Annotated in this window: 1 protein-coding gene and 1 pseudogene; both read right to left on the bottom strand. The window is 75.2% G+C overall.

The annotated features are described in order from the left end of the window. Positions 1-590: DUF624 domain-containing protein (locus AB0G02_RS41675; protein WP_360806542.1), on the bottom strand; the 590-nt coding region annotated here is incomplete at its 3' end. Beyond that, positions 587-1,127, bottom strand: a pseudogene (locus tag AB0G02_RS41670) (xylan 1,4-beta-xylosidase); the annotation flags it as partial. The gene AB0G02_RS41675 and the pseudogene AB0G02_RS41670, both read right to left, overlap by 4 nt.

The raw sequence follows: 1,127 nt of genomic DNA, 5'->3' as shown, positions 1-1,127 counted from the left end.
ACCACGAGTCCGCCGGCCGCGACGAGCAGCGACAACGCGCCGAGCGCGCTCGCCGGTCGGGCGGCGAGGTAGTAGGACGCCAGCCGCGCGGTGTCCCGGGTGCGCAGCGAGAGCGTGGAGGACAGCACCAGCGCCTGGGTCGACCACACCAGCACCGCGACCGCGACGACGACGAGCACGAGGCCGTACCCGGTGGGCACGCCGGCCAGCTCCAGGTTGGCCAGGCTGAACCCGATCACGGTGAGCACCGCCAGCGCGGGCAGCCACCAGCGCAGCACGTCCAGCCAGTTGAGCCGGTAGCCGCGCCGGAAGTGCCGGGCGGGGGAGAGGTCCCGGTCGTTCAGGAACACCCGCCAGGCGTAGACGGCGGCCGACAGCGCCGGCGCCACGGGCGCGAAGCACAGCCCGATCAGCGGCGCGTTGCCCGCGCTGCGGTCCAGGAGCAGCAGCGCGACGAACCCGGGCGCGGTCGTCAGCAGCAGCATGGCCTCGACGACGAGGAACCAGTACACGACCGACGCGATGCGCGACAGGATGCCCGCGCCGATCTCGGCCGCCGGGTCGCCGCGGCGCTCGAGCGCCACGGTCACGGCCTCTCGTGCGGTGCGACGAGCCGGTTGTCGGACCCGCCGAGCATCCGCCGGTCGTCCAGGCCGACGTGCTCCTCCGGGTGCACCGGCGTGAGCTCGACGAACGTGACCTCGTGCCGGGCCAGGACCAGGTCGAGCTCGACCCGCCCGTCCACCACCGCGTCCGACCGGTGCTCCACGGCCGGGCGCGCGCAGTCGTGCAGCAGGTCCAGCGCCCGGCGGTCGGGGGAGCGCGGGCGGCCCAGCTCGCGCCACGCGCCGAACGCGTTGCCGTCGTGCTCGTTGACCCGTTCCCGGCGGACGAACGCGCGCGGACCGGTCATCGGCACCGACAGCCGCACGTCGTGCCGCTCGGGCGCGTCCGGGCCGTCCGTGCCGCCGACGGGCTGCCAGGCCAGCACGGTGACGCGGCCGTCGTCCGCGGCGCACACGAGGTGGTCGGCGCCGCGGGCCAGCACGTGCGGGCCCATCCGGGCCATGAAGGTGTACAGGTGGTAGGTCGGCTTCGCCACCTGCCGGTGGGTGAGCAGGCCGAAC

It is taken from the genome of Actinosynnema sp. NPDC023658 (genome assembly GCF_040639995.1).
Taxonomy (GTDB): domain Bacteria; phylum Actinomycetota; class Actinomycetes; order Mycobacteriales; family Pseudonocardiaceae; genus Actinosynnema.
The sequence above is the reverse complement of the archived record's forward strand: the minus strand, read 5'-3'. Positions and strand labels throughout refer to the sequence as shown.